General features: G+C 33.2%; 16 protein-coding genes. 11 read left to right on the top strand and 5 right to left on the bottom strand.

Annotated elements, in window-relative coordinates:
* Positions 1-14 precede the first annotated feature (14 nt).
* The 3 genes from EYD46_RS06915 to EYD46_RS06905 all read left to right on the top strand — a co-directional run bounded on the left by EYD46_RS06915 (position 15) and on the right by EYD46_RS06905 (position 3,919).
* On the top strand, positions 15-1,691 hold the full coding sequence (locus EYD46_RS06915) for a choice-of-anchor J domain-containing protein (protein ID WP_130936352.1): 1,677 nt from the start codon (positions 15-17) through the stop codon (positions 1,689-1,691).
* 79 nt (positions 1,692-1,770) lie between these two features.
* Positions 1,771-3,375 (top strand): Ig-like domain-containing protein, encoded by a 1,605-nt coding sequence (locus EYD46_RS06910; RefSeq protein ID WP_165454355.1) that lies wholly within the window; start codon positions 1,771-1,773, stop codon positions 3,373-3,375.
* A gap of 103 nt (positions 3,376-3,478) precedes the next feature.
* A complete protein-coding gene (locus tag EYD46_RS06905; RefSeq protein WP_130936350.1) occupies positions 3,479-3,919 on the top strand; it encodes a hypothetical protein in 441 nt (146 codons plus the stop codon).
* A 19-nt stretch (positions 3,920-3,938) separates the two neighbouring features.
* Here EYD46_RS06905 and EYD46_RS06900 read toward each other — a convergent pair whose 3' ends face one another.
* The gene (locus EYD46_RS06900) at positions 3,939-5,015 is read right to left on the bottom strand and encodes an endonuclease/exonuclease/phosphatase family protein (protein ID WP_130936349.1); all 1,077 of its coding nucleotides are present in this window, start codon (positions 5,013-5,015) and stop codon (positions 3,939-3,941) included.
* Positions 5,016-5,157: 142 nt separating this feature from the next.
* Between EYD46_RS06900 and EYD46_RS06895 the strand changes: the two genes are divergently transcribed.
* The 5 genes from EYD46_RS06895 (at position 5,158) to EYD46_RS06875 (ending at position 12,789) form a co-directional block, all read left to right on the top strand.
* Positions 5,158-5,751, top strand: coding sequence for a GrpB family protein (locus EYD46_RS06895; RefSeq protein WP_130936348.1), 594 nt, complete (start codon positions 5,158-5,160; stop codon positions 5,749-5,751).
* Positions 5,752-5,867: 116 nt separating this feature from the next.
* A complete protein-coding gene (locus EYD46_RS06890) occupies positions 5,868-8,669 on the top strand; it encodes a carboxypeptidase-like regulatory domain-containing protein (protein WP_130936347.1) in 2,802 nt (933 codons plus the stop codon).
* 116 nt (positions 8,670-8,785) lie between these two features.
* On the top strand, positions 8,786-10,213 hold the full coding sequence (locus EYD46_RS06885; RefSeq protein ID WP_130936346.1) for a DUF5689 domain-containing protein: 1,428 nt from the start codon (positions 8,786-8,788) through the stop codon (positions 10,211-10,213).
* Positions 10,214-10,442: 229 nt separating this feature from the next.
* Positions 10,443-12,251, top strand: a complete 1,809-nt coding sequence (locus EYD46_RS06880) for a glycoside hydrolase family 2 TIM barrel-domain containing protein (protein WP_229731326.1) — start codon at positions 10,443-10,445, stop codon at positions 12,249-12,251.
* A gap of 160 nt (positions 12,252-12,411) precedes the next feature.
* Positions 12,412-12,789, top strand: coding sequence for a hypothetical protein (locus tag EYD46_RS06875; RefSeq protein ID WP_130936345.1), 378 nt, complete (start codon positions 12,412-12,414; stop codon positions 12,787-12,789).
* A gap of 22 nt (positions 12,790-12,811) precedes the next feature.
* Here EYD46_RS06875 and rlmF read toward each other — a convergent pair whose 3' ends face one another.
* Complete coding sequence (gene rlmF, locus EYD46_RS06870) at positions 12,812-13,774, bottom strand: 23S rRNA (adenine(1618)-N(6))-methyltransferase RlmF (protein ID WP_130936344.1); 963 nt, start codon at positions 13,772-13,774, stop codon at positions 12,812-12,814.
* Positions 13,775-13,787: 13 nt separating this feature from the next.
* Positions 13,788-14,756, bottom strand: a complete 969-nt coding sequence (locus EYD46_RS06865) for an endonuclease/exonuclease/phosphatase family protein (protein WP_130936343.1) — start codon at positions 14,754-14,756, stop codon at positions 13,788-13,790.
* A 192-nt stretch (positions 14,757-14,948) separates the two neighbouring features.
* On the opposite strand from EYD46_RS06865, the gene hflX reads away from it, so the two are divergent.
* The gene (gene hflX, locus EYD46_RS06860; protein ID WP_130936342.1) at positions 14,949-16,148 is read left to right on the top strand and encodes a GTPase HflX; all 1,200 of its coding nucleotides are present in this window, start codon (positions 14,949-14,951) and stop codon (positions 16,146-16,148) included.
* 24 nt (positions 16,149-16,172) lie between these two features.
* Here hflX and EYD46_RS06855 read toward each other — a convergent pair whose 3' ends face one another.
* Positions 16,173-18,854 (bottom strand): AsmA family protein, encoded by a 2,682-nt coding sequence (locus EYD46_RS06855; protein WP_130936341.1) that lies wholly within the window; start codon positions 18,852-18,854, stop codon positions 16,173-16,175.
* Positions 18,855-18,961: 107 nt separating this feature from the next.
* Complete coding sequence (locus EYD46_RS06850) at positions 18,962-19,666, bottom strand: queuosine precursor transporter (RefSeq protein WP_130936340.1); 705 nt, start codon at positions 19,664-19,666, stop codon at positions 18,962-18,964.
* 206 nt (positions 19,667-19,872) lie between these two features.
* Between EYD46_RS06850 and EYD46_RS06845 the strand changes: the two genes are divergently transcribed.
* Together EYD46_RS06845 and EYD46_RS06840 are read left to right on the top strand one after the other, a co-directional pair.
* On the top strand, positions 19,873-20,253 hold the full coding sequence (locus EYD46_RS06845) for a carboxypeptidase-like regulatory domain-containing protein (protein ID WP_130936339.1): 381 nt from the start codon (positions 19,873-19,875) through the stop codon (positions 20,251-20,253).
* 276 nt (positions 20,254-20,529) lie between these two features.
* Positions 20,530-23,346 carry a TonB-dependent receptor gene (locus tag EYD46_RS06840; RefSeq protein WP_130936338.1) on the top strand — a complete coding sequence of 939 codons (2,817 nt, stop codon included), beginning with the start codon at positions 20,530-20,532 and terminating at the stop codon, positions 23,344-23,346.
* Positions 23,347-23,374 lie beyond the last annotated feature (28 nt).

Genomic DNA, 23,374 nt, shown 5'->3' with positions numbered 1-23,374 from the left:
ATAAAACTTCAAAAATGAAAAATTTAAATTATATAATCATAACATTTTTATGTGGTGCTTTACTAGTATCATGTAATGACGAACTAGATGAAGCTTTTCGTGAAGCAGGAGAGGCTACACCAATTTTAAACGACATCACATACGAATTAACGTCAGCTGATTTCGAAGGTTTTGATGACGAAGAAGATGATATTTATGAAATCTTTAATGCATTCCCCTCAATTGAAGATGCAGAAATTAAAATTGCACCAATTTTATCAGATAGAATAAGTATAGCCGTTGATGGGCTAAATGTATTTGTTGATGTAGATTACATACCGGGTGGAAATACAAATGATGAAGATCTTTCAAGATATATTACCGCCGGTAAGTATGAATTATCAGCTTCCGATTACCCAACCCAAGGATCTGGCGCATTTTTACCAAGTGAAAATGAAGAAAGCTTTTTAGAAAGTATTGTAGCTAGAGAAAACCCTACACCATTAGAAGGCGATGTTGTTAGAGTAGAATATCTTAAATTTAATGAAGAACCAGTAGATGGTACTAGAGTAATTAGTGAAACTAATTTTGGTGCTTTTGAAGGTTGGACACCTATAGATATTTCGGGTGCTCAATCTTGGTCTGAAGGTGTGCAATTTAATAATGTACAGATGAGTGGCTTTAGTAGTGGTTCTAATTTTGCAAATGAAGATTGGTTAGTTTCTCCAGAATTAGATTTCTCTAGTGATGCAAATCTTAGGATGCAAATCAATCAAAATTTTAGATTTGGTAACCCTAATGATTTAGGTATTCAAGTATTAGTTGCTACAGATTATACCGGAGATGTTACAACAGCTACATGGGAGGAAATAACATTTACTATGGTTCCAACTAATAATGATAACGATTATGTGTTATCTGAGGACGTAGATATTTCTAACTTTGATGGAGAAACAGTTAACATAGCTCTGAAATATGAATCTACAGACTCGGCGTCTACAAGATGGAGAGTAAGACAGATAAATGTTAAAGCTGGTGGATTAGAAGGTACGAAAGATCAATTATTCGCCTTCTACAGATACAATGGTACAAATTGGGAAATATTAGATGAAGATAATGTTTATGTATTGACTGATGCAGATTATGACGAAATGGGCCCTCCGGGACGATTTAATAATTTTAGTAGCTCTTCACTACCAGAAAATTATTTACCAACTTTTGTAACAAGACAATACCCTTTTGCACAGGAAGGCGATAACATATTTTTAGTGTATCAATTCTTCTTTGGAGGATCTACAGGAACATTAACAAGAGGGATGTTTTATGAATTTGGAACATCTTGGGAGGCACCAGCGGCCACACTAAAGTTTACTTATAACAATGGAAGATGGGAACCAAATAATGCAATTCCTTATGAATTTGTTGCTGACGATTATGATAGAGTAGTAACGGAATTAGCTTCAGTAGAAAACTTAGCAGATGAGTTAGAAAATCTAGGACGTTTTGGTAATTTCAACAGAAGAGAAGGTGGTTCTACCTTTTGGGATGAAGACGAACTATTACTTGCATTTAATGTTGTGTTAAAAGCAAATTTCCCAGATACAGAAATAGGTAAAAGATTTGAAGTTACCATTTCTGCCTTTCCTACAGGAACAGAAACCTATCTTTTAGAATTAGGAGAGAATGGCGACTACATTTATGTTGTGCAATAAACATTAATTGCCTTAGCAAAAAACATAAAATCAGCATAGTAATATGCTGATTTTATGTCATAAATATAAAACTATGAAGATGAAACAAATACTAAAGTTTGCACTATTTGTATGTCTTATTTCAAACTGCTCTAGTTCAGATTCGGTTGCCCCACCAGTGCCAAAACCTGTAGCTTTTAATGATTTATACACAACACTTCAAAATAGAGAAATTGTTATAACAGATATATTAAGTAACGACGATAACACAGAAGGAACAAGTTTAGAAATAAATACCACCAATACAAAAGGAGAAGTTGTAAATAACAATGGTGTAATAACGTTTACTCCAGAAAATAATTTTATTGGGACAGACTCTTTTATTTATACAATTTGTGAAACTGTACAAAACAATTGTTCAACAGCTACTGTTTTTATTGAAGTAGAAAGAGGTGTTACATCCATAGCAGTAGAAGATAATTATACAACTATTGCTAATAAAACACTAACCATTGATGATTTAACGGCTAATGATGTGTTAGAAAGTAATGTAACGATTACATCTGTTGATAAAATAGCCAGCACAGAGGGTAACATTAGTCTAGAAGGTAATATTGTAACATATATACCGAAAACTGATTTTGTTGGAGAAGATACGTTTACATACACAATTTGTGATGATAATGATAATTGTTCCTCTGCACCTGTAATTATAACTGTTGAGGAAGGTATAAATGCAGTAGATGATAATTATAATGCTTCCAATACAGTCGCAATTACCATAACAGATCTTTTAAGTAATGATGTTATTATTGCGGGAACAACTATTTTAGAGTTAGACACAAATGGTACTCAAGGAAATGCAGAGTTGCAAGGAGATGGCAGTGTAATATACGTACCACAAATGGGTTTTACAGGAGTAGATACATTTACGTATACTATATGTGATGATGATACGCAAAACTCTTCATGCTCTACTGCTAACGTAAATATTACAGTAGCTGCTGGAGTTAATTTTAATATCCCAGAAGCATTAGAGAATTATTATAGCGATGTCTTATTTGTAGAGGATGCCACTATTATGCTAGAAGAAATTCAAGATGTTACACAAATGAAGCACACCACTATTTTAACTTATGGGCAACGTCATAATTTTTTATATGATGCCGATGAAGATTTAAGTAATACCGCTAATGTTATTTTAATGTATTCAGGTGAGAGTAGAGACGAACGAGAATGGACCTCAGACTCTAATTCACATACACCACAAACATTTAATACAGAACATGTATATCCAAGATCTTTATTGGCAGAAGGTGATATGGGACCTTCATTTTCAGATTTGCACCATCTTAGATCTTGCGATGCAACAGTAAATAGCGACCGGTCTAACTTTCCTTTTGTAGACGGTAGTGGTAGTTATGCCTTAATTAATGAAAATACTTGGTATCCTGGAGATGACTGGAAAGGCGATGTAGCACGAATGATTCTTTATTTAAATGTAAGATATGGTGAAACCTTTAATAAGGTAGGAACATTAGAATTATTTTTAAAATGGAATAGAGAAGATCCTGTTTCAGAATTTGAAGAACAACGTAACACTATAATTTTTTCAGCCCAAGGGAATAGGAATCCTTTTATTGATAACCCCTTTTTAGCAACACTTATTTGGGGAGGCGATGCTGCTGAAAATAAATGGCTATAGTTAATCTTTTTAAAGATTAAATTTAAACCGCTTCTAAACAAGAAGCGGTTTTTTTATTAACTAAAATTACTATTTTTGATATTGAAATAAAAACTAAAAAACTATGTACGAAACTATTCAAGCATTACATTCTTATTGGGCATATTTAGTGCTAATAATTTTAATTATTGCAGTTATCAATGCTGTTTTAAAATCTGTTGGCGGTAAAGAGTATAGTGCTAAAGACTTTAGAATTTCTTTGTTCACATTAATTGTTTCGCACATTCAATTATTAATAGGACTTGTATTATATTTTGTATCGCCTAGACTACAATTATTTAGTGAGTTAGGTATGGGAGGTGTTATGAAAGATGCTGTAAATAGACTGTATCTTGTAGAGCATCCAACAATTAATATCATTGCTGTAGCTTTAATAACAATAGGCTATTCAAAGCATAAAAAGAAGTTGACATCAGCACCAAAATTAAAAACAATTGCAGTTTTTTATACAATAGCTTTGGTGTTGCTTTTATCAAGAATTCCATGGAGTACTTGGTTGGGGTAAAGATATTTTTTAAGTTGTTCTACTTAGGAACGATGTCCGATAGCACAGTTGGGATTTCTTTAATTAAATACATATATACAGGAAAATGGTCGCTGTAGCCGTTGCTAAAACTTCCATTGCTCCAGCTTCTAAAAGGATACCCTTTATATTTTCCGTTTGAAGTAATAAGATAGTTTTTGTTGAAGATACCCGCTTTGTAATACCTAAAAGAGGTATAGTCTTTTTCTAAAAGAGGTTTAGATATAATAATCTGGTCAAACAAACTCCAGTTATCTCTATAGGCTGTTGTACCTAAACCATCCCGATAATAATTCTCGTATGGATTATAAAGCCCTTTAAAGCGAACCTTTTTACGCTTTCGCTCTGTTTGTAAAGCATCTTTTATACTTGGGTTATTAGGATTGTCGTTTAAGTCGCCCATGATAATAATTTTTCCATAAGGATCTTTGTTTTGAAGAGAGTCTACAATACGCCTATTAAGTTTTGCAGCAGCAATACGTTTTGGTCTACTTCTAGCCTCGCCACCACGTCTAGATGGCCAGTGATTTACTATAATGTGAATCGTCTCATCTTCCAATTGTCCACTTACTACCAATTGGTCTCTTGTTGTAATTCGGGTTCCATCCTGGTCATCGTAAATTTTTAATTCGTAAGTATTGGTGTTAGTTGGCGTAAATAGATTTGGTTGATATATTAACCCTACATCAATACCTCTAGCATCAGGCGAATCATGGTGTATAATACTATAGTTTTTTTCAATCAAAAGTGAATCATTAACGATATCTTCTAAAACAGTTCTGTTTTCAACTTCGCAAACACCAAGTATTACAGGAGCATTTTTGGTATCATCTTTACCTATTTCAGAAATTACGCGGGCCATATTTCTTGTTTTTTGTAGGTAAGCCTCCTTTCTGTTTGTTTTTAATTCCATTATTGGGCTATACTCATCAAACTTTAGTGGGTCATTTATAGTATCAAAAACATTTTCTAAATTGTAAAAGGCAATGGTATGTATCTTAAATGTTTTATCTTGAGCATATAAGATTGTAGATACACTTAAAAAAATGACGAAATAAGAAAGTTTAAAAAAATTCATGCTTAAAAGTTCCGGTTTTAGTAATACAAAACCTAAGCCAAAGTTAAATTAATGATTTAAATTTATTAGAATCAATTAGTTACTTTTTCTTATTATTGACATCTCACTGTAATGCGTAAGCTAAAAAACCAACCGAAAAACAATGAAAAAAACATTATACGATTTGACCAAAGAGGACTGGAATACACTTTTCCCGATTGAATTGGTTGACCATAATCCTGAATGGAAAAATATCTATGAAAACGAAAAACAGCGGATTTTAGAAAAGGTAGGACAAGAAATAATATTGAGAATTGAGCACTTTGGCAGTTCATCAATTACATCCATAAAATCTAAACCGTATATCGACTTAATGATTGAAATTCCAAAAGATTTATTGTTTGACGGACAATTAATCGACCAATTCACTGAATTGGGCTATTCTCATTTCAAAGTTCCAGCAAGAGAAAACATTGAGGAATATTCAACATTTGGAAAGGGATATAATCTAGATGGAAAAAAAGAACAGATTTTTCACATTCATATGTGTCCGAAAGATAATGTGATGTGGAAACAAATAAACTTTCGAGACTATCTAAATGCGAATAAAAAACGAGCAAAAGAATACGAAGATTTAAAAATTGAATTAGCGTCTAAGTTTAAAAACGATAGAGGCTCATATGTACTAGGGAAAACAGATTTCGTCAAAGAGACATTGGAATTAATTGAAAAAAGCCTACGCACAACAAGGTATTAATTTTATTGCTAGCTTTTAGCTCAATTGAGAAAGTCCTCACGAACTCTCTAATCAATATAATTTGCTTACTTTTAGTTAAACAAACACGCAACAAAGCTTATACAGAGCCGTTAGATATGAATAAAATTACCCTCATATTTTTATTCGGATGTTTTACTTTTTTTGGCTTTTCTCAGGAAACGGCTATTAAAGGAAGCGTTAAAGATGCGGTATCATTTCAGCCCATTTTAAACGTTACTGTTGAACTTGAGGAAACTGATTTGCTACTTCTTACTGATGTACAAGGCGAGTTTCGTTTTGATGTTAATGTGCCTATAGGCGATCAAATTCTTAAAATTTCTAAAACCGGTTACATAACCAAACGTTTTCCAATTATAGTAAATGAAGGACTAACAGTGGATATTAGTGATATGACTTTAGAGCGGGATGTATCACAAAGTCAGGATTTATTTACCATAACGCTTTCTGATGATGAGTTAGATAACGATGCAGTTGGCGCTGATAATATTACGGGGTTGCTAGCCTCATCTTTAGATGTATTTCAACGTACGGCTGCTTTTGAATTTAGCCAATCTTTTTTCAGGTTAAGAGGTTTAGATTCTGAAAATGGAACCGTGCTTATCAATGGAATTCCAATGAATAAATTATTCAATGGGCGCCCACAATGGAGCAATTGGGGAGGTTTAAACGATGTGATGCGTAATCAAGAATTAACTGCAGGTTTAGCACCATCAGATTATAATTTTGGCGGTATTTTAGGTACAACAAATATTAATGTTAGAGCGTCTCAAGCTCGGGAAGGTGGAAGATTAACCTATTCATCTTCAAATAGGAGTTATACAAATCGCTTAATGGCGACCTATGCTTCTGGTCTTTTAAAAAATAATTGGGCTTACACTATTTCTTTAGGCAGACGTTGGGGTAATGAGGGCTATCAAGATGCCACATTGTATGATGCAAATTCTGTTTTTCTTTCTGTTGAAAAGATACTTAATGATAAGCATAGTTTAAATTTTACAGGGATTTATGCACCAAATCGTAGAGGTAAATCTTCTCCGAATACTCAAGAAGTATTTGATTTAAAAGGTATTCGATATAATGAATATTGGGGATGGCAAAACGGAAAACAACGTAATTCGCGCATTAAAGATGTAGAAGAACCTATTTTTATGTTGAATCATTATTGGGATATCTCTTCCAAAACCAGATTAAATACTAATGTGGCTTATCAATTTGGAACATTAGGGAATAGCAGATTAGACAATAACGGGACAGATTTGGTAAACGGTGTGCCAGAAGGTGGAGGCGCAAATCCAAGCCCTGCATACTACCAAAATTTACCAAGCTATTTTGAACGTAACTTTCCAGATGATTTACAGTTTGCATTTTTGGCTTTACGAGCGTTTCAAAACGACGGACAAGTAGATTGGAATACCTTTCATGAAGCTAATATTTCTAACTCGCAAAATGGAGGTAATGCGAGATATGCTCTTTATGAAGACCGTGTAGACGACACTCAGTTGACGTTTAATTCTATTTTAAATTCAGAAATTAATAACAATATCATTTTAAATGCTGGGTTAAGCCTTCAGCAACTAAAATCAGAGAATTTTGCTGAAGTTTTAGATTTATTAGGAGCAGAAACGTATTTGGATATAGATCAGTTTGCTGATGACGTTAATGAAGCTCAAAACGATTTGCAAAACCCAAACCGATTAGTTGGTGTGGGCGATAGATTTAAATACAATTATAATGTATTTGCTAATGTAATTAGTGGTTTCTCGCAAGTACAATTTAGATATAATAAGTTGGATTTTTTTGTGTCTGGAAGTATTGCAAATACACAATATCAACGAGAAGGATTGTACCAAAATGGTGCATTTCCAGACAACTCTTTAGGTAAAGGGCAAAAGTTAACATTTACTGGTTTTGGGCTAAAAGGTGGATTAACCTATAAAATTTCAGGTAAACATTTGATAAATACCAATGGCGGATTTATAACCAGAGCACCATCATTAAGAAACACGTTCTCTAACTCGCGTGAAAATCATAATGTAGTGCCAAATATTACTGAAGAGAAACTATTATCTGTGGATGCAAGTTATATTTTCCGTTCGCCTATTATAAAAGCTAAATTAACAGGGTATTACACTAAAATTAGGGATGCAAATGAAATATCGTTTTTCTTTGCTGATGGTATTGGTGGCGATAATGTGGCGTTTATACAAGAGATTTTACAAGACATAGATAAACAACATATAGGTGTGGAATTTGGTATTGAAGCTCAGGTAACGCCAACTATAAAGTTAAAAGGAGTGGCTTCTGTGGGTCAGTTTACTTATGCCAATAATCCCAATTTGTTTTTAACAACAGAAGCTGACGATGAATCTGTTGCTGCTGGGTTTGTAGATGGATTTAAGGATTTTGGACAGTCTAATTTAAAGAATTATAGAATTGCAGCAGGTCCGCATCGGGCGTATGCTGTTGGTTTTGAGTATCGCGATCCTGATTTTTGGTGGTTTGGTGCTACGGCTAACTTTTTTACAAATACGTATATTGATGTGAGTCCGTTAACACGTTCTTCAAACTTTACCACAGATTTTGATGGCAATGTTTTTAATGATTATGATGAGGCTTTAGCGAGAGAATTATTAAAGCAAGAACGTTTTGATGATTATATGATAGTGAATTTAGTAGGTGGTAAATCTTGGAAAATTGGAAGCAAGTATATTAGTGTATTTGCAAGTGTGAATAATTTATTAGATGAAGTATTTAGAACAGGAGGTTTTGAACAGGGACGAAATGCTAATTTTAGACAATTGAGAGATGACCAAGCTTTGAATACTCCTGTATTTGGATCTAAGTATTGGTATGGTAGAGGAGCGACATATTTTTTGAATGTGAATTATAGATTTTAAAAACAAGCCCTTCCTAGCCTCCCCAAAGGGGAGGAACTCATACTTGCGCGCTATATCATCGTTCGAGTAAGTATTCCCCTCCTTTGGAGGGGTTAGGGGAGGCTAAACATAATATTATGAAGAAAACTAATAATCTTTTAATGGGAATGCTGGTGTTACTGGCATGGTCTTGTGTGCAAGACGACGATTTTGGTGTGCCAAATATTACTATTGAAGACCCTGTGATTCCTACCGAAAAACTTACTACGTTTAAGGCAATAAAATCGCTTTTTGAACAGGCTGTTAATGGCGGGAATGCAATTGGGCGTATTAATGATGATGTTTATATTGTTGGTTATGTGGTATCGTCGGATAAAGGAGGTAATTTTTTTGAGGAGCTAATAATTCAAAATAAAACAGATGCGAGTAATCCTGATAACGATCCGCGTTTGGGTTTTAAAATTTCTATTAACCAAAGTAGTTTGAGTGATACATACCAGTTTGGACAAAAAGTTGTTGTGAAATTGCAAGGTTTAGCCGTAGGAGCATCTAATGGTGTAGTGACTATTGGTGTGGAAGATGGTGTGAGCGTGGGGCAAATTCAAGCTTCTGAATACAGAGATATTGTGCTGCGAACCAACGAAATTGCTGAAATACAACCTAAAGTAATAAGCCTACCTGAATTATCTGAGGCAGATGAAAATACGTTAATTCAACTGAATACTATGCAATTGAATAGGTTTGAATTAGGAGCTACTTTTGCTAGTGAATCTTTTGATGAATTTGATGGGCTGCGACTTTTAGAAAGTTGTGATTCTGGTGCACAAATTATTATGCAAACCAGTACATTTTCTGATTTTAAGACAGTGTTGGTGCCTCAGGGAAATGGCAATGTTGTAGGGATTTATAGTCGTGATTTTAGGGATGATTTTAGTGTGATACTTCCAAAAAGTTCATCGGATGTAAATTTTGATAATAATGCGCGTTGTGATCCCTTGGAGTTTTCATGTGGTATCGCTGATAGTTTTGGAATGGAGAACTTATTTTTTGAAGATTTTGAATCGCAAGGTAATAACCGTCCAATTGAAGGCAATGGTTGGACGAATTATACTGAAACGGGTACTGAGGCTTGGGAAGGATGGTCTTCTACTTCTACAAATAGCTCTTTAGGACGTTCTTGTAGGTTTCAATCTGGTGGTTCTGGAGATGTGAGTAATATTGGTTGGTTAATTACACCTGCTATTAATTTAGATGCTCAAGATGGCGAAACTTTGCGTTTTAAAACCTCAAACAGTCGAGCTGATAGTAGTTTTATGGAGGTGTTTTTCGCTGAAGATTGGGATGGTACCGAAGCGGGTGTTGCTAATGCTACCTGGCAAATTTTAAGTGATGCCTATGTGGTAAAAGATAGTGACTCTTTTGTGGAATGGTTGCCGTCAAGAACTGTAGATTTGTCTTGCCTTTCAGGAACAATTCATATCGCCTTTAAATACACAGGTGGCGGGCAAGATAGTTTTGATGGAGTTTATGAATTGGATGATGTTAGTGTAGATTTTACACCTTAAACTTTAATATTTTGGGTGTTGCCCTCTATGTTTCATTTGGTTATTTTATTGTGCAAGCATGCTCGGGTCTGACCTTTCTAGAAGGAGGCGTTCGCCAGTCACTCACTTTTACGTCGAGGAGCTTCAATCATACCAAGGCATAACCTCAGTGCATAACCTAAACAGTACTCTTGATAATTTTCAATTGTTGAAATTAACTCAAAATATTGTATCTTAAAGAAAAAACGATATGAAAAGAAGTGTGTTTGTATTTCTAATGTTGGGGCTGTTTTTTCAATTGTTATGCGCCCAAACTACCATCCAAAAAACGGGAAGTAATTGGCAACTCCTGGTAGATGGATCTCCTTTTGATATTAAAGGTGTAACATTCGGTTACGATAAAGACATTGAAAATTACGACACCTATTTTAAAGATTTAAATTTTCTTGGTGTTAATGCCATTAGAACCTGGGCTACAGGAGATAATATGCCTCAATTATTAGAAGCTGCGCAAAAACATAATATCAAAGTTATGGTTGGTATTTGGATGCGACATGGTCGTCCAGGGATGGAGGATGACGATAGTTTTAATTACCTAGATGATAAAGAAGGCATAGAAGTAATGTACAATAATGCTATAAACGTTGTACGGCAATATAAGGATCATCCCGCAGTTTTAACTTGGGGTATTGGTAATGAGGTGTATTTAAACATGGCTACGGATAAAGAGAAAGTAGCGTATTCTAAGGTATTAGAACGTATTTGTAGTGAAATTAAACAAATAGATCAAAATCATCCAATAACTTCTGTGGAAGCTTGGACTTTTGGTATGGAGTGGTGGCAAAAACACGTGCCCTCTATTGATATATATGGATTGAATAGTTACGGTGCAGGTGCTGGGTTTTTAGCTTCGGAATTGAAAAAACGAAACATTGATAAACCTTATATCATTACTGAATTTGGGGTAACGGGAGAATGGGATATTAAAGCCGAAAAACATGGTGTAAAACAAGAGCCAACCGACCAACAAAAATATGATGCTATTGCAAAAGGCTATCATAAGTGGATAGCTAATGAATCTACTAATTTAGGAGTATTTGTGTTTCACTATGGGGATGGGAATCATTTTGGTTCTCCTTGGTTGCATACACATCATACAGGAGCGTATCGCCCACAATATTGGGCTATTAGAGATGCTTTTACAGGAGAAAAACCAATTAATAATGTTCCTGTTGTAGAGGATTTGGAGTTGCCTGATGGAGCATTTAAAAGTGAATCTTGGGTACCTGTTATTTTAAAAGTTTCAGATATTGAAAATGATACCTTGGCTGTGAGTTTTCATTACAACCATAGAAAAGGTAGTAGAATACGTCGCAATCAAATTAACCCACTAGTACATAGAGGAAGTTTAGAAAATGGTTTTGAAATTCAATTACCAAAAGAAGATGGAGGTATTAAAGTGTATGTTAATGTTAAAGATAGTTATAACAATGTAGGGATAGCTTCTACAGCAATTCGAGTTACAGATGAGGAGGCAAAAAACAGGAAGTATCTGGTACCTAAAGTAAAATTGCCTTTTTATGTGTATCAAGACGGAGAGGATATGCCTTATGCGCCATCAGCTTATATGGGGAATTTTAAAAAAATGGCTGTGAATACAAAGGATACTACAAACGTATACTATGGTAGTTCATCTTTAAAAATAAGTTATAATCATCATTATAATTGGTATGGATTAGGCATGGTAAATCCCGCTAACGATTGGGGAGATATTCTTGGAGGCTATGATATTTCGGGAGCAAGAACATTTAGTTTTTGGGCTAAGGCCAGTAAAGACAAATTAACTGCTACCATTGGTTTTGGGTTAATTGGAAAAGATAAAACTTATCCTGATACAGCAAAAGAAGCTATTAAAATAAAACTGGGCACTAAATGGAAAAAGTATACCATTAAACTTAAGAAACAGGACTTGAGTTGTATTCGATCAGGGTTTACATTATTTTCTCAAAGTTATGGTTCAGGCCATGATATTTATATTGATGAGGTGGTTTTTGAATGATAACCACATTCGAAAATAGTATCCCTACCGATAAGCTTTGCTTTAAATCTTAGTAATAGTGAATAGTGACTCGTATCGCTAAAACGGGGATTTATGAATTGGATGATGTGAGTATTGATTTTATGGAATAGTAATATCTTTACTTTCAATTTTTTGATGTATGTCTATATTCGATAGGTTTTTCTTTATACTGTTTCAGTACTACAAGAAGAAAAATGGTAAAAAAGCTATTAGGTTTGCTACGCTTTATGTTTCTATATTGCAATGCAGTTTTTTATTGCTTTTAGGGGTGTTTTTTGCAGGGTTTTTTAAACAAATGCATGTAGATACCATGTCTGCCTCTAAAGCATGGACTTTATTTATCTTGATTTCAGTAGCTTTATTTTTTAAAAACTGGATGCAGTATAGTGGAAAGAAACGCAATATGCTAAATGCAAAACGGTTACAACAAAAAAAGCAAGCCTATAGTATTGGCCTTCTTTTTATCTTGCCCTTTATAGTACTTGGTTTAGCGTATGTCCTTTCTCATGCTATTTAGTTTGGGTTTTCTAAAAATTGATTTAACTTTTATTGAATTTCCAGTTGTTTTGTTCCGTTTTATCTAAAAATGTCCAAGCTACAATTCGGCTTATTTTATGGCCTTGTCCCATTGGGAGTGTTTTAATTTCTTTGGCATTAACTTTTTTAAGCGTGCTATAAATGCCTTTAAGATTAGATGCTTTAGAAACTAATGTGGTAAACCAAAGACAATTAGTTTTAAATCTACGGCTTTCATAAATCATATCTTGTATAAATTTTGCTTCGCCTCCATCACACCAAAGCTCGTTATGTTTTCCTCCAAAATTTAATATTGGCTTTGTAGTTTTACTTTTTGTTAAGTTTTTTATTTTTCGAGAGGTACTTGCAGATGCTTCTTCTAAAGAGGCATGAAAAGGTGGGTTGCACATAGTAATATGAAACTTCTCATCAGGATGAATAACGCCCTCAAATATCTGTTTAGGTAGAGGTTGAAGCCTTAGAGTTATATTATTCTTTAAATCTTTATTGTTGTTCACTATTTTTTTTGCTGATGTAATAGAAATATCATCTATATCTGTCCCTACGAAAAACCAACCGTATTCTTTAATGCCAATAATTGGATATATACAATTTGCACCTACTCCAATATCTATACATTTAATATGTTTTCCTTTTGGAATGTTATTCTTGTTTTTTACAGTTAATAGATCTGCTAGATTATGAATATAGTCCGCTCTACTTGGTATTGGTGGGCAAAGGTAACTAGATGGAATATCCCAAAAATTGATACCGTAATGAAATTTAAGTAATGCAGTATTGAGTAATTTTACAGCATAAGGATCAAAAAAATTGATTGATAAATCTCCAAATTTGTTGGGAGTGATAACGTCAGAAAGTTTAGGAACCACTTTTAATAATTCATCAAAATTATAGCGTCCGTGATGTTTACTTCTTGGGTGTAATGTTGTTTTCTTTTTTTGATGTTGTTTGCGCTTGGCTGTCATTATCGCATAGACTTTATTTTTTCAAAATAGTATACACAGGAAAATGATCACTGTAGCCACCTTTATATTTCTTGCCAACATAAGTTCTAAAAGGAGCACCTTTAAAATGACCTTTAAACTGTTTTAAGAAATCAACATCAAAAATATTAGCTTTAAAGAATTCAAATTTATCTTTAGAACTTTTAAAAAAGTTAGTAGAAATCAAAATTTGGTCAAATAAAAACCATTGTCTTCTATGTTTTACCGTACCTCTGGTAAACGAACGGAGCGTTTCCATAGGATTAAATAAACTATGATCTTCTGTTAGGCGTTTTACACTTTCGTTGTATGGGTCGTCATTAAAATCGCCCATAACCATAATTTTAGCATCTTCGTTATTAGATGTTATAGATGCAATAACTTCACTCACTTTTTCAGACGCAGCCAAACGTTTAAATTCTGTTTCTTTTTGACCTTCTCTTCTAGAAGACCAATGATTTACTATTAAATGAATAGGCTCATTATCTAGATTACCGCTTACCAACAATATATCTCTCGTATAATCAGGAGAGCCATCATCATCAGTTAAGCTTATAGAAAATGTTTCTGTATGCATGGGTTCAAAAGTAGTCGTGTCATAAATCATCGCTACATCAATACCACGCTCGTCTAAAGAATCAAAATGCACATAGTCATAATCTAAATCATCTAAATGTTTAGAATCTAGTAAGTCTTCAAGAACTCTGGCATTTTCAACTTCGGCTAATCCAATAATTGCAGGATGTTTACCAGTTTCCTCTCTTCCAATATTTGAAATAGCAAATCCTAATTTGCGTAATTTGTTTTCGTATCGTTTAGGTGTCCATCGCTTTACAGAATCTGGTAAAAAGTCATTATCATTAGTGAATTTACTATTTCTTAAATCAAATAAATTTTCAATATTATAAAATACCACGGTTTGCATATCGTGGCGTACTGGGATATCATCAAAATCGTCTGTCATGAGTCAAAAATAGGCTTAAAATTAATAAAATAAAGAATTTACAAATTCTTTATTTAAGATTCTCGTATTCACGAGAATGACAGTTTCAAAGGAAACCTCGATACTAAAATATCGAGGAATTTTTTTCAGACATAAAATCCATGCAATTACGTAACTTTGTCAACACAATTTTTTTATAATAGTAGTGGATATATGGGATTAGAAAAAGCTGTTTTAATTGGTATTATAACTAAAGATCAAGACGAAGCCAAACTCAAAGAGTATTTGGATGAGTTGGAGTTTTTAACCTTTACTGCTGGGGGTTATGCCGTAAAACGGTTTACTCAAAAAATGGATATGCCTAATCCTAAAACCTTTATAGGTTCTGGGAAAATGGAAGATGTAAATGCATTTATTAAAGAAAATGATATTGACACTGCTATTTTTGATGACGAACTTTCTGCAGCACAAGAGCGAAACATTAGTAAAATACTAAACGTAAAAGTTTTAGACAGAACCAACCTAATTCTAGATATTTTTGCCCAACGAGCACAAACGAGTTATGCTAGAACCCAAGTAGAATTGGCGCAGTGTGAGTATTTGTTACCGCGATTAAGAGGTATGTGGACTCACCTTGAACGCCAAAAAGGGGGGATTGGAATGCGTGGACCAGGAGAAACCGAAATAGAAACCGATAGACGTATTGTACGTGATAAAATAGCCTTATTAAAAAAGCGCATAAAAACCATTGACAAACAAATGGAAGTGCAACGTGGTAATCGTGGAAAAATGGTACGTGTAGCACTTGTAGGTTATACCAATGTAGGTAAATCCACGCTTATGAATGTTGTTAGCAAGAGTGAAGTATTTGCTGAAAACAAGTTATTTGCTACACTTGACACTACTGTTAGAAAGGTAGTAATTCAAAATTTACCATTTTTGTTAAGTGATACAGTTGGGTTTATTAGAAAATTACCAACACAGTTGGTAGATAGTTTTAAGAGTACGTTAGATGAGGTTAGAGAAGCAGATTTATTGTTACATGTGGTAGATATTTCTCATCCTAACTTTGAAGAACATATAGCATCTGTAAATAAAATTCTAGGCGAGATAAAGAGTAGTGATAAACCAACTATAATGGTTTTTAATAAGATTGATGCCTACGAACCGGAGCCTATTGCTGAAGACGATTTAGATATTGAAAAAACCAAAAAGCATTATACCTTAGAGGAGTGGAAAAGTACTTGGATGAGTAAAATAGGTAATAATGCATTATTTATTTCGGCCATTAATAAGAGTAATCTGGAGGATTTTAAAAAACGTGTTTATGACGAGGTTCGCGAGATTCATGTTACTCGTTTTCCATACAATCATTTCTTATATCCCGATTACAATTACGACGATATGAAATAAAACATTTAGGTGCTTTCTCTAAAATTAGTTAACGGTATCTTTTTCTTTTTTCTTATTACCAAGCAAACCACCTAGTACGTTTTTAATTGCGTCTTTGGTAGATTTTGTTTTATCTGTTGTAGTAGAATCTTTAGGTGTTTTCTTCTTTATTATATCGTTTAATACATCTTTAACCACATTATCTTGCTCTTTTTTAATAGAATCTGTTTTGGTTTTATTACCTCCAATTACTCCGCCAATAAGGTCTTTTACTTTGTCTTTACCTTGATTTAATAATTTTTGTTTTTGTATTTCAATGAGTTGATTGGTAAGGTTTTTTACACCATTGGTTAAATCAGTTTTAACCGTAGGGTTGGTAAAAGCCCCAGTAATATTAGCAGTTACTGGAATGGTAATATTGTTAACTTCGGTATCGTTTATTTTACCAATGAGTTGATTTATTTCACTGCCAAGATATTTGGCAGGTACATTAAATACGGTGTTGTAGTTGATGGTTTTATCAAAGCCATGTGCTCCAGAAACTTCAATCTCTATATCCTTATACTTAAAATCAAAAGGCTTTACAGCTACTTTTCCATCGGCAAATTCTAGCTTCGTTTTTATATCCTTTAAGTCTAATTTATCAAAGTCAATGAAGTTTAGGGAACTTTCCAATTTGCTTAAGAGTCCATCTTTTGTGTTAATATTTGTGGTAAGTAACTCTGCTAAAGCGTCTCCTGATACTGAACTTAAGACAGGAGAAAAATCTTTGTCTAAAGTTCCTGAAAGATTTAGTGAAGTGTTTAATTTTCCCTGTAATAATTTAGCAATAGGTGCAAGGTTCTGTAATAGCTCCATGCCTTTAAAAGACTGGGCGATATCAAAATTATTAGCACCTAATTTTAAATCGAATACAGGCGTTTTTTCTTTTGTTGATACCGCACCATTTATAGATAATTTTCCGTCAAAAATTGAGGATGACATGTTTTGTAACGCTGCTTTTTGATCTTTTATAAACAATGTACCTGTAACGTTTTTAAGATTTAAATTATCGTATAACACTGTTTTGGCATCAGCGTTTATAGTACAATCTAAAAAGGCTGGAATTTTAAGAGATTCTTCATCGGTTGTAGTCTTATTATTTTCAGATACAGTTTCATCTTCAGACATAAAATCACTTACCTTAAATGTATTAGAGTTTACATTAAAGTTTCCTTTTAAGGTGTTGTCGCTTAATAAAAACCCTAGTAGGTTTTTAATACTACCAGTAGCCATTAAATCACTATCTCCAGTTTTGGCTTTAAAATTATTAAGAGTAACCGTGCCGGGATTAAAGGTCATGTTTGCTTGTGAAATATGTATAGGATTAACAATGTCTTCTGAAGAAAACACAAAATCTGTTATACTGGCAGAACCATTGTTTTTAATGCGATTGTAAGCATTGGTTTCAATGGCGTTCATATCAAAAGCAGTATTTACTTTTCCTTTTAAAATCCCCGTGAGTGTGTTTTCTAGATCTACAGGATACACTTTTGTAATATTAGCTAAATTTAAAACGCCATCAATGTTAGCATTTACCAGCATATTTTTAGTGAGATTTTTCAAAGTGATGGATGATTTAAACATATCTTCATCAATTTTAAAATCTAAAGTTTTAATATCGATATAGGTGTCATCTACATTTCCTGTTTCATTTTTAATTTTGGTGTCTATGGTAATGTTGCTAACCCGTTTTGGTAGATCGGGATATTTAAATGAAGCGTTGTTGGACGAAATACTGATATCTATGTTTGGGATGGTTTCTTCAGAGCTTAAACCTTTTATGGCACCCTTTACCTTAAAATCCCCAGTGGTTTGTACGTTTTCAATGCTTTTAGAGTATGTTTTTGGGATTATAGCTAAAAAGTTTTTAAAGTCAGATTCTGGGTTTTCAAACGTAATATCAATCTGTTGTCCGTTATCAACTTGTTGTACAAACCCATGAAATTCTAATGGGAGATCGTTAATGTAGCCTTTGTTGTCTTTAAAGCTGTACTTTTCGTTTTCTAAATTTAAATCGATTAAGGCATCTAATTTTACAGGATTATTATTCAAATAATTGGTGCTATCCAAAGTAATGCTAACATTGGCTTCACTTTTCGTGTTCAATTCTGAGGTTTCAGCAGAAAATGTACCGTGACCTTCGTGGTTAAGCTCAGTAATATGAATTAACATATCTGAACCTTCGTCTATATAAGAAAAAGCACTGTTGTTAATGTTGTAGTCTTCAATGCTAAATGCAAAACTGGCATCACTTTCAGGCGTGGTTTGTTTGCCTTCTTCTTCCTTAGTGATATCGTAATTGTTATTGCCTAATTTATCTGTTTTTAGGGTTAAAAGCGCTTCATCTACAGTAATGGAGTTTATAACGATAGCATCCTCATCGGCTTTTTTAAATAATTCTTTAATAGACATAGTAAAAGAGATGTCTTTAGCTGTAGCAAACGTTTCATCTTTAAAGGGTTCAAAATTGGTAATAACTAAATCGTTTACGTTTACATGAGCTTGAGGAAAACTTGTAATGAAACTTAAGCTTACATCGCTAAATTCTACTTTAGCATTTAAATTTTGATTGATGAAACGCTTAACCATATCTTTAATTTGCCCTTGAAACGCAAAGGGTATCGCTATTAAAAGCGTAATAATAATTAAAAGTGTAATACCGATAATCTTTAGTGCTTTCTTCATGAATAAAACTTTGTTATAATATACGTAAGACACGCATTTTATGACTAAGTAACTAAAAAGTTTAATAAAAATTTAACCTGATATAGAATAATATTAATGCAATTGGCTTAGAGTAAATCGATTTCTTCATTTACTTTTAAGTTAAAACGTTTTCTAAAGAAATACACGCCAAGGTAAAGTAAAGGCGTATCTAGAATAGCAACAAAAACTTTAAATAAGAATCCACTAACTAGTAAGCCTTTAAAATTAGCCCAATCGATAATGCCGAAAGAACATAATAAAAATACGATGGTAAAAGTATCCACAAATTGCGAAAACCATGTAGAAAAATTATTGCGGAGCCAAAGGTGCTTGCCTTTGGTTAAGCGTTTCCAGAAGTGATAGATTTGTATGTCCACAAACTGTGCAAATAAATAGGTAAGCATACTGGCAAATACTGCTATAGCTGAATTTCCAAAAACTCTACCAAACAAGAAATTACCCACATAAGACCAAGAGGTAGCAGGAACCTGCATAGCTACATAAATAATTAGAAGGGAAAATAATGAAGCAAAAATACCAACCACTACTACATCATTAGCTCGTTTTTTACCATAGATTTCACTTATTAAATCTGTAATTAAAAATGTAATGGGATAAGGTAGGATACCAACTGAAATTTCAAACAGCTTACTTCCAAAAATTTCAATATCAAATGGGTGCCAATAAAAAAACTTTTGAAAAATAAGGTTAGATACCACCAAGGATGTGATAAACAAGCCTCCTAAAATTAAGTAAATACGTTGAGCGCTAAGTTTGTCTTTTTGTGTCATCTTTCTTCTTAGCTAATTTAGCATTTTATTATATGTGTTCTTAATAGGAGCTTATTTTTATTATTCGCAATTAGTTTTACTCTAAAGATGATTGTTTAATCTCTTAACATTAGGGTAACATTTTAATCATTTAGGATTAATGCTTTGGTAACATCTTAATTACAATAAACTAGTTTATTTGTACCAAATAATTTGATAAAGTAATTATGAAACATTTTCTATTCACTATGGTTTTATTTGTAACGATGTTTGCATCTGCACAAAACGTGACTATTAATGGAAAAATTACAGATGCAGAGGAAGGTAATAATCCATTACTTTTTGCTGAAGTTACTATAAAAGAAACAGGAGCTAGAGTGATGACGGATGAAAAAGGTGTTTTTAGGTTTGATAACATAAAAGAAGGGAGTTATACTTTAGTTTGTAGTTTCACTGGATATGAAACAAAAGAAATTAAAGCTGAAGTAAATTCTAAAAACACAAATACTATAACATTGTCATTAGGTGCTAGTGTTTTATCTCTTGATGATTTAACAATGGTATATGCTTCTTCAGAACAAAAAAATACTACCACAAAAAACAACTAGAAACATCTAGAAGATTTTTTAGTTAGCATAAGTAAAAGTCCTTTTTGTATTTACAAAAAGGACTTTTGTTTTTTAGACTATTAAATAATAATAGAAGCTAATTTTCAAGTTAACAAGGTGTTTTGTATGCAATGTTAACTAATGGTAAACTTTCTTGTTAAAAAGATGATTTTCGGTAATGTTAAGCTAACACTTTTATTACAGTTCTTTAATCGTCAGATAACATAATATTTACAAAACGGTAGTTTCTTTGCGGCAAGAAATTTAAACAAAATAATGAAACATTTTATACTATTATTACTACTCTTTACAACTGTGTTCTCTCATGCACAAACAGGATCTGTTAAAGGAAAATTAACAGATAAAGAATATAATAATGAGCCTTTAGCGTTTGCAAACGTTTTAATAAAAGGTACTACTAAAGGAACTACTTCAGATTTTGATGGTTTATATGAATTAGCAGATTTAGATGCTGGAACTTATACATTAGTATTTAGTTTTGTGGGTTACGAAACACAAGAAATTGAGGTTACTATTGTTGACGGTAAAGTGGCAGTGGTTAATGTTACTATGAACGCAAGTGCTGCCCAACTAGACGAGGTTGTACTTGATCCTGTTACTACAAAACGTGAAAGTGAAACGGCATTATTATTAGAACAAAAGAATGCTGTTGAGATTAAGCAAAGTATTGGGGCTCAAGAACTCTCCAGAAAAGGTGTGAGTGATGCTGCAGGAGCTGTATCTAAAATAACAGGTGTTTCTAAGCAAGAAGGATCTAATAGCGTTTATGTACGTGGATTAGGAGATCGTTATTTAAACAGTACCATGAATGGTTTGTCACTTCCTTCCAATGACGTCAATAAGAAAAATATCGATTTGAATTTATTTTCGTCTGATGTTATTGAAAACGTTGGTGTAAGTAAAGCGTATTCAGCAAGATTTTATGGCGATTTCTCAGCTGGTAATATAGATATTACTTCTAAAGAATACACTGGTCAAGGATTTTTTGATGTTGCTCTTGGAGCTTCTGTAAATTCTAGAGCAGTTGGGAAAACCTTTTTAAGAAATGAAGGTCCAGGATATGTTGGTGACTATGCAAGATATAATCACAATCCGTTTGCTGTTATTTTATCCCACGGCGTAGATCCAATTGAAGCTGAAACGCCAGCTATTAATATGGGAATTAGTCTTGCTGGAGGAAAATCGTTCACATTTAAAGATGATTCTCGTTTAAGTCTGTTTGTAACAGCTTCATTCGATAATAGCTTCTCTTACAAGGAAGGTTTGATTGCAGATTATACTGCTGGTTATAACAAGCTGTTTCCTGAAACAGAGCAATACGATTATTCCACAACATCTACTGCAATGGCAACAGCGTTGTATAGAATAAATAGTGACCATAAACTAAAACTATCGTCTTTAGTAATTAATAGTTCGTCAGATCAAGTAGGTTTTTTTGGAACCGGAGGGAATGGAATTCTATATGACTTTTCAGATGAACCAAGTGGATATTTTCAAAGTAATTTACAGTTTAACCAAGACATTGTATTGGTAAATCAATTAATTGGTAAGCATAAATTTGATGACAAGATAGCCTTAGAGTGGGGTATAGGGCACAACCGTGTATTTGCTCATGAACCAGATAGAAAGCGTTTTTCATTATTAGGATATGATAATTTATTGGATACAGACTCTAATACAGTACCTAGTTTTGATCAAAATAACAATTTTAATAACCAACGTTATTTTCAAAATATTGAGGACGAAGAGTTAAATAGTAGATTATCTCTTTCTTATAAACCTTCGGAAACTGTAAAACTAATCGTTGGTTATGATGGGAAAACAAGAGAAAGACATTTTGATAATATTCGATATGGATATAAAAATATCAGTACCTCTACTTTTGGTATTAATAGCATTACTAACCTTAGTAGTATATTTAACCTACAGAATTTTTTAGACGGAGTTTATCAAACACACGTATTCAATCCAATTGATCCAATTAATGGTGTTACTCAAACTAATTTTCCAGGAAATCTAGAGAATACTTACAAAGGTGTTTTAGATATTTATGCCGGATATCTATCAGCGGAGGTAAATCTTGGTGAAAAATGGTTAGTAATTCCGGGTATACGTGTTGAAAATTTTAGCCAACGTATTGAGTATGATGCTATAAACTTGCGTCCTGATGATCCTGGTTTCTCAGAATCTTCTGAAAATTTCATATTACCAAGTTTAAACATTAAATACGCTATTACTGATGAACAGAATTTACGTTTTGCAGTGAGTAAAACGGTATCAGTTCCTGAATTTAAAGAAATAGCACCATTTGTTTATGAGGGTATTAGTTACAGAATTGGAGGTAACCAAGATTTGTTAGGTACCCGTACAGGTGTTAATCTTACAGATAAATCATATTCAGATATATATAATCTTGATTTAAAATACGAATGGTTTATTAGTAAAAGTGAAGTGTTTTCTGTAGGCGCATTTGCAAAGCAAATTAACGACCCTATTAACTTAGTACTTGCTGCAGATGCCACAGGAACTCAACGTTATTTTAGAACAGGAGAGCAAGCAAAAATTCTTGGAGCTGAGATAGAATTAAGAAAGAATTTACTATTAAATGAAGATGAAGATGCAATTCTTTCTTCTGGTTTCAATTTTACTTACATGCATACAGAGCAAGATCTTTATAACTCTATTGAAGGGTCTTATGGAACATCATTTAACAGAGATACAGATGAATTGGAAGGAGCATCTCCAATTATTATAAATGCAGATTTAAGCTTTAAGCCCACGATTAGTGAAAACTTTAAGCCAGCTGCAAATTTAGTATTCAACTATTCATCTGACAGAATTTTTTCTTTAGGTTCTGGTGATGTTGGAAATGTAATTGAAAAAGCAGTACCAACTTTAGATTTTGTCCTTAAAAATAAGTTAGGAGAAAAGACAGAAATAAACTTTAGTGCCAAAAACTTATTAGATCCAAAAGTAGAAATGATACGTGAAAATACAGGTGATGGAGATGTTTTACTTTCTAGTTTCCAAAGAGGTATTACTATTGGCCTTCAATTTAAATACAATTTTTAATAATTAAATAAATCAATAACGAACAAAA

Origin of the sequence: Hyunsoonleella pacifica (assembly GCF_004310335.1) — a bacterium.
Classification (GTDB): Bacteria; Bacteroidota; Bacteroidia; order Flavobacteriales; family Flavobacteriaceae; genus Jejuia; species Jejuia pacifica.
The sequence above is the reverse complement of the archived record's forward strand: the minus strand, read 5'-3'. Positions and strand labels throughout refer to the sequence as shown.